The sequence below is a fragment of the Pseudomonas sp. SWRI51 genome, from assembly GCF_014268825.1.
Taxonomy (GTDB): Bacteria; Pseudomonadota; Gammaproteobacteria; order Pseudomonadales; family Pseudomonadaceae; genus Aquipseudomonas; species Aquipseudomonas farsensis.
In genome coordinates, this window is sequence record NZ_JABWRG010000152.1 from 1 (window position 1) to 6862 (window position 6862).

Consider the following 6862-nt stretch of genomic DNA (forward strand, 5'->3'; position numbering starts at 1 on the left):
GGGCTGCTCCGCAGCCCTTTCGCGACACAAGGCCGCTCCTACACAATCAAAAGCGACTTGCCCGAAACCATAGAATCCCCCACAAAGACTGCGCACAAGCACACTATCGAGCGCTTGCCAGGGTTCCTGTGGCTGGCGATAGCCTGCGATGAGGCCGGTGCAGGATTGGATATAGCCGATGTGTATGCGGGCTTGTACTCTGCGCGACCTGCAACCCATTGAGGGCCATATAGCTTCCAGCTATAACCCCCAACAATTGCGTGATATGGCCTGGAACTGTTTGCCGGTATGATAGGCACCCCCGCCGTCCGGATTGCGAAAACGCCCATGACTTTGCAGTACCCAACCATCGCCGATTGCGTCGGCAACACGCCTCTGGTTCGCCTGCAGCGTCTCGCCGGGGAAACCAGCAACACCTTGCTGCTCAAGCTCGAAGGCAATAACCCGGCAGGTTCGGTCAAGGACCGCCCGGCGTTGTCGATGATCACCCGCGCCGAGCTCAGCGGCCAGATCAAACCCGGTGACACGCTGATCGAGGCCACCTCCGGCAACACCGGCATTGCCCTGGCCATGGCCGCTGCCATCAAGGGCTACAAGATGATCCTCATCATGCCCGACAACTCCACCGCCGAACGCAAGGCGGCCATGACCGCCTACGGCGCCGAGCTGATCCTGGTCACCCGCGAAGAGGGCATGGAAGGCGCCCGTGACCTGGCCGACAGGCTGCAAGCCGAGGGTCGGGGCCTGGTGCTCGACCAGTTCGCCAACGGCGACAACCCGCTGGCCCACTACCACGGCACCGGCCCGGAAATCTGGCAGCAGACCCACGGCCAAGTTACGCACTTCATCAGTTCCATGGGCACCACCGGTACCATCATGGGCTGCTCGCAGTACCTCAAGGAACAAAACCCGGCCGTGCAGATTGTCGGCCTGCAACCGATGGAAGGCTCGTCGATCCCCGGCATTCGCCGCTGGCCGCACGAGTACCTGCCGAAGATCTTCGACGCCACCCGCGTCGACCAGGTGCTGGACATGTCCCAGCAGGAAGCCGAAGACACCACCCGCCGTCTGGCCCGCGAAGAAGGCATCTTCTGCGGCGTTTCCTCCGGCGGTGCGGTGGCCGGCATGCTGCGCCTGTCGCGCGAAGTCGAGAACGCGGTCATGGTTGCGATCGTCTGCGATCGTGGCGACCGCTACCTGTCCACCGGCCTGTTCGATCCCGCCTGATGTCAAAGAAAAAACCTAGCGGCGGCCTGCGCTTCCAACCGGCCGGCGGCGAGCGCAGCACCCAGGTGCCAGTGGGCAAGAAGCAGCGTCTGAGCATCGAGCGTGTCAGCGGCGATGGCCGCGGCATTGCCTTCATTGACGGGCGCACCTGGTTCGTCAGCGGCGCGCTGGCCGGTGAAGAGGTCGAAGCGCGGGTGCTCGGCGCCCGTGGCAAGGTGGTCGATGCGCGCCTGGAGCGCGTGTTCCAGGCCAGCGCCGAGCGCCGCGAAGCACCGTGCAAGCACTACCAGCGCTGCGGCGGCTGCACCTTGCAGCACCTGCCCCACGAAGGCCAGTTGGCGCTCAAGCAGCGCCTGCTCGCCGAGCAATTGCAGCGTGTGGCCGGCCTGCAGCCCGAAGCATGGGCCGCGCCACTGTGCGGGCCGGAATTCGGCTACCGTCGCCGCGCCCGAGTGGCGGTGCGCTGGGACCACAAAGCCCGCCAGCTGGATGTCGGCTTCCGGGCCGAAGCCAGCCAGGACATCATCGCCATCGATGAGTGCCCAGTGCTGGTACAACCCTTGCAGGCGATCCTGCGCCATTTGCCGACCGTACTGCGCAGCCTGGCCAAGCCCCAGGTAGTGGGGCATGTCGAGCTGTTCAGTGGTACTGCGCAAGCGTTGCTGGTGCGCCATGTGGCGCCCTTGGCAGAAGACGACCTGGCGCGCCTTGGTGCGTTCTGCCAGGAGGCCGGTGCGCAGCTGTGGCTGCAAGGCGAAGGTGAGCCGCAGCCGGTCGATGCCACCGCGGCGCTGGGCTTTACGCTGCAGCCGTGGGGGCTGGAGCTGGCCTGGCGGCCGGGTGACTTTGTGCAGGTCAATGCCCAGGTGAACGACCTGATGGTTCAGCAAGCGCTGGAGTGGCTCGCGCCACAGGCTGACGAGCGGGTGCTGGACCTGTTCTGCGGCCTTGGCAACTTTGCCCTGCCATTGGCCGGGCTTGCCCGCGAGGTGGTGGCGGTGGAAGGCGTGCAGGCCATGGTCGAGCGCGCCGCAGGCAACGCCCGCAACAACAATGTGCATAACGCGCAGTTTTTTCAGGCCGATTTATCGCAGCCTTTGGCCGGCGCCGGATGGGTCGCCGAAGGCTTTTCTGCGGTACTCTTGGACCCACCACGCGACGGCGCCTTTGATGTGGTGCAAGGCATCAAACAGCTCGGCGCAAAACGGCTGGTCTACGTATCGTGCAACCCGGCCACGCTGGCGCGAGACGCGCAGGTGCTGGCAGGGCAGGGGTACCGGTTAAAAAGGGCCGGGATTCTCGACATGTTTCCTCAGACGGCGCATGTCGAAGCCATGGCGTTATTTGAAGCGGGTCAGCCAGGCTGACTCTCTTGGTGCAGCCTTCAGGGACTGAGGGCCGTACAGTTGATAGCCAGTGCACCCGCGTGGTGCGCTGTATGGAAAGGTAAAGCAAAGATGGTACAGGTGAGAGTGCACCAGCCGGTCAATACCGACGGCAGTATCAATCTCGAAGCATGGCTCGATCATGTGGTGAGCGTCGATTCGCAGCTTGATCGCGCAGCGCTGAAAGAAGCCTGCGAGTTCGCCCAGGAAATCGAAAAAAAGGGTAACCCGGCCAAGCATTCATGGGCCGATGGTACCTCCAGTTTTCAGGCCGGGCTTGAAATCGCCGAAATTCTGGCTGACCTCAGGCTCGACCAGGATTCACTGGTGGCAGCCGCCATCTACCGCTCGGTACGTGAAGGCAAGGTAACCCTTGCCGAAGTCGGCCAGCGCTTTGGGCCGGTGGTGTCCAAGCTGATCGACGGCGTGCTGCGCATGGCGGCCATCAGTGCCAGTTTCAGCCCGCGCCAGTCGCTGGTGCTGGGCTCCCAGGCGCAGGTCGAGAACCTGCGCAAGATGCTCGTGGCCATGGTCGATGATGTGCGTGTCGCGCTTATCAAGCTGGCCGAGCGCACCTGCGCCATTCGGGCCGTCAAAGGCGCCGATGACGAAAAACGCCTGCGGGTTGCCCGTGAGGTCGCGGACATCTACGCACCGCTGGCCCACCGCCTTGGCATCGGCCATATCAAGTGGGAACTCGAAGACCTTTCGTTCCGCTACCTTGAGCCTGACCAGTACAAGCAGATCGCCAAGCTGCTGCACGAGCGCCGCCTCGACCGCGAGCGCTTCATCAGCGATGTGATGAACCAACTGCAGAACGAGCTGCTGGCCACCGGCGTCAACGCCGATATCAGTGGCCGGGCAAAACACATCTATTCGATCTGGCGCAAAATGCAGCGCAAAGGCCTGGAATTCAGCCAGATCTACGACGTTCGCGCCGTGCGCGTGCTGGTGCCTGAGGTGCGCGACTGCTACACCGCGCTGGGTATCGTGCACACGCTGTGGCGGCACATCCCCAAGGAGTTCGACGACTACATCGCCAACCCCAAGGAAAACGGCTACCGCTCGCTGCACACCGCGGTGATCGGCCCCGAGGGCAAGGTGCTGGAAGTGCAGATCCGCACCCACTCCATGCACGAGGAAGCCGAGCTGGGCGTATGCGCGCACTGGCGCTACAAGGGTACCGATGTAAAGTCCGGCTCCAACCACTACGAAGAAAAAATCTCCTGGCTGCGCCAGGTGCTGGAATGGCACGAAGAGCTGGGCGATATCGGCGGCCTGGCCGAGCAGCTGCGCGTCGATATCGAGCCGGACCGGGTGTACGTCTTCACCCCTGATGGCCACGCCATCGACCTGCCCAAAGGCTCGACGCCGCTGGACTTCGCCTACCGCGTACACACCGAAATCGGCCACAACTGCCGTGGCGCGAAGATCAACGGCCGCATCGTGCCGTTGAACTACAGCCTGCAGACCGGCGAGCAGGTGGAGATCATCACCAGCAAGCACGGCAACCCCAGCCGTGACTGGTTGAACTCCAACCTTGGCTACGTGACCACATCGCGGGCGCGGGCCAAGATTGTCCACTGGTTCAAGCTGCAGGCCCGTGACCAGAACGTCGCCGCCGGCAAGACCCTGATCGAGCGTGAACTCAGCCGCCTGGGCCTGCCCCAGGTCGACTTCGAGCGTCTGGCCGAAAAAGCCAACGTCAAGACCGCCGAGGACATGTTCGCAGCGCTTGGCGCCGGTGACTTGCGCCTGGCGCAGATGGTCAACGCCGCCCAGCAACTGCTTGAGCCCGAGCGCATCGAGCAGGTCGAGCTGATCCCGCGCCAGGCCCGTGGCATTCGCGCCGGCAAGCGCAGCGATATCCAGATCCAGGGTGTCGGCAACCTGCTCACGCAGATGGCCGGCTGCTGCCAGCCGTTGCCGGGCGATGCCATCGTCGGCTACATCACCCAAGGCCGGGGCGTGAGCATTCACCGCCAGGACTGCGCCTCGGTGCTGCAATTGAGCGGCAAAGAGCCGGAGCGAATGATTCAGGTCAGCTGGGGCCCGATCCCGGTGCAGACGTATCCGGTGGATATCGTCATCCGCGCTTACGACCGTCCCGGCCTGCTGCGCGACGTGTCGCAGGTGCTGCTCAACGAGAAGATCAACGTGCTGGCGGTCAACACCCGTTCGAACAAGGAAGACAACACCGCGCTGATGTCGCTGACCATCGAAATCCCTGGCCTGGATGCCCTTGGGCGCCTGCTTGGGCGGATTTCGCAGTTGCCCAACATCATCGAGACGCGGCGTAACCGTACCCCTTGAAACTGCGGCGCCCGCTTTGCAAGCCACCCTGCCAAGCGGGCGCCGTCGAAGGACCTGCCACCATGACCTACACCCTCGACGACCTGCTGCACCTGATGGCGCGGCTGCGTGACCCGCAGTACGGCTGCCCCTGGGACCTCAAGCAGACATACGCAAGCATCGTCCCGCATACCCTCGAAGAAGCCTACGAGGTGGCCGACGCCATCGAGCGCGGCGACTTCGCGCACTTGCAAGGCGAGCTCGGTGACCTGTTGTTCCAGGTGGTCTACTACAGCCAACTGGCCCGCGAAGAAGGGCGTTTCGAGTTCGCCGGGGTGATCGACTCGATTACCCGCAAGCTGATTCGCCGCCACCCCCATGTGTTCCCCACCGGTGAGCTGTATGCCCCGCTGGATACCCCGGCCCTGAGCGAGGACCAGGTGAAGTCGCGCTGGGAAGAAATCAAGGCCGAGGAGCGCGCCGAAAACCGCGAACCCGAGCAGCTATCGCTGCTCGACGACGTGCCGGCAGCCTTGCCTGCGTTGTCCCGTGCGGCCAAGCTGCAAAAGCGCGCGGCCACGGTCGGCTTCGACTGGCCGGACGCGCTGCCAGTGCTGGACAAGGTGCGCGAAGAGCTCGACGAAGTGTTACAAGCCATGGCCGATGGCGACAGCGATGCGCTGGAAGATGAACTCGGCGACCTGCTGTTTGCCACCGTCAACCTGGCCCGCCACCTCAAGCACGACCCAGAAAACGCCCTGCGCCGCGCCAACCGCAAATTCGAGCGGCGTTTCCGATTTATCGAACAGGCATTGCGCGAGCAGGGCCTGAACCTCCAAGATCGTACCCTCGACGAGCTGGACGCCCTCTGGGGCGAGGCCAAGCGTCAGGAAAAGAACCTGCCCAGCTGCGGCTGAGCCGATGCCAGAGTGAGTGAACACCCCCATGAGCCTTTCCCTTCGCGACCAATTGCTCAAAGCCGGTCTGGTCAACCAGAAACAGGTCTCGCAGACCAACAAAGCGCAGAAAAAACAGAAACGCATGGAGCACAAGGGCCAGGTCGAGGTGGATGACACCCAGCAGCGCCTGGCCAAGGAAGCCATGGCCGAAAAGGCCAGGAAGGACCAGGAGCTGAACCGTGCGGTCCAGGAGAAGGCCGAGCAGAAAGCCCGTGCCGCGCAGGTCAAGCAATTGATCGAAGCGACCCGTCTGCCAAAGCTGACCACCGAGGACTACTTCAACTTCGTCGATGACAAGAAGGTCAAGCGCATCGCCGTCAACGCCCTGATGCGCAGCAAGCTGAGCAACGGCGCACTGGCCATCGTCGCCCACGGTGGCGGCTATGAGGTGGTGCCGCGTGAGTCGGCGCTGAGGATCCAGGAGCGTGACCCCCACCGCATCCTGCTGCTCAACACCCATGTCGAAGAAGCCGACGAGGCTGATGATCCGTATGCGGCCTACAAGATCCCGGACGATCTGATGTGGTAAACCTGAAAAACCCCGCCGCGGCGGGGTTTTTCATTTAAAGACGGGGTCATTGCGTACGGTGCTGGTTTTCCTGGGCTTCCAGTTCGTTGCGGTACTGCTGAGCCTGGTGCTCTTCATGGAACATGCCGACCAATTGACCTTGCTGATGCACGTCCCAGATCCGCACACCAGCGGCCAGGCCTTCGTGGGACATTTTCGATTCGTCGCGTTCGGTTACTTTGACTGTCATCGCTGAACTCCACTGCTAGGATTTGGCTGCGGCACTGTGTCGCAGGTCTTCTTTATAGATTCAGTTAGCAGGCTAAGTAAATAAAACAGCGATTAAACAAATTTCATGAAAGCGTTTGGGTTGGGCAGGGCACCACAGCCGACGCGCTCGCGTGTAGGAGCGGCCTTGTGTCGCGAAAGGGCTGCGTAGCGGCCCCAGGATCTCGGCGGCAGGCAAGATCGTCGGGGCTGCTCCGCAGCCC

Annotated in this window: 7 protein-coding genes; 6 read left to right on the plus strand and 1 reads right to left on the minus strand. The window is 63.0% G+C overall.

Features of this window, described 5'->3' with window-relative positions:
* From HU720_RS24470 to HU720_RS23555, 6 genes are all read left to right on the plus strand, one after another.
* A partial coding sequence (locus HU720_RS24470; RefSeq protein WP_238337800.1) for a hypothetical protein occupies positions 1 to 222 on the plus strand: 222 nt, incomplete at its 5' end.
* A 105-nt stretch (positions 223 to 327) separates the two neighbouring features.
* Positions 328 to 1227, plus strand: coding sequence for a cysteine synthase CysM (cysM, locus tag HU720_RS23535; RefSeq protein WP_186523487.1), 900 nt, complete (start codon positions 328 to 330; stop codon positions 1225 to 1227).
* Complete coding sequence (gene rlmD / locus HU720_RS23540; RefSeq protein WP_186523490.1) at positions 1227 to 2594, plus strand: 23S rRNA (uracil(1939)-C(5))-methyltransferase RlmD; 1368 nt, start codon at positions 1227 to 1229, stop codon at positions 2592 to 2594. Before cysM ends, rlmD begins: the two co-directional genes overlap by 1 nt.
* Positions 2595 to 2684: 90 nt before the next feature.
* A complete protein-coding gene (gene relA / locus HU720_RS23545) occupies positions 2685 to 4925 on the plus strand; it encodes a GTP diphosphokinase (protein WP_186523493.1) in 2241 nt (746 codons plus the stop codon).
* 62 nt (positions 4926 to 4987) lie between these two features.
* On the plus strand, positions 4988 to 5821 hold the full coding sequence (gene mazG, locus HU720_RS23550) for a nucleoside triphosphate pyrophosphohydrolase (protein ID WP_186523496.1): 834 nt from the start codon (positions 4988 to 4990) through the stop codon (positions 5819 to 5821).
* A 28-nt stretch (positions 5822 to 5849) separates the two neighbouring features.
* Positions 5850 to 6392 (plus strand): DUF2058 domain-containing protein, encoded by a 543-nt coding sequence (locus HU720_RS23555; RefSeq protein ID WP_186523498.1) that lies wholly within the window; start codon positions 5850 to 5852, stop codon positions 6390 to 6392.
* Positions 6393 to 6438: 46 nt separating this feature from the next.
* On the opposite strand, the gene HU720_RS23560 is transcribed toward HU720_RS23555, so the two are convergent.
* Complete coding sequence (locus HU720_RS23560; RefSeq protein ID WP_186523499.1) at positions 6439 to 6621, minus strand: hypothetical protein; 183 nt, start codon at positions 6619 to 6621, stop codon at positions 6439 to 6441.
* Positions 6622 to 6862 lie beyond the last annotated feature (241 nt).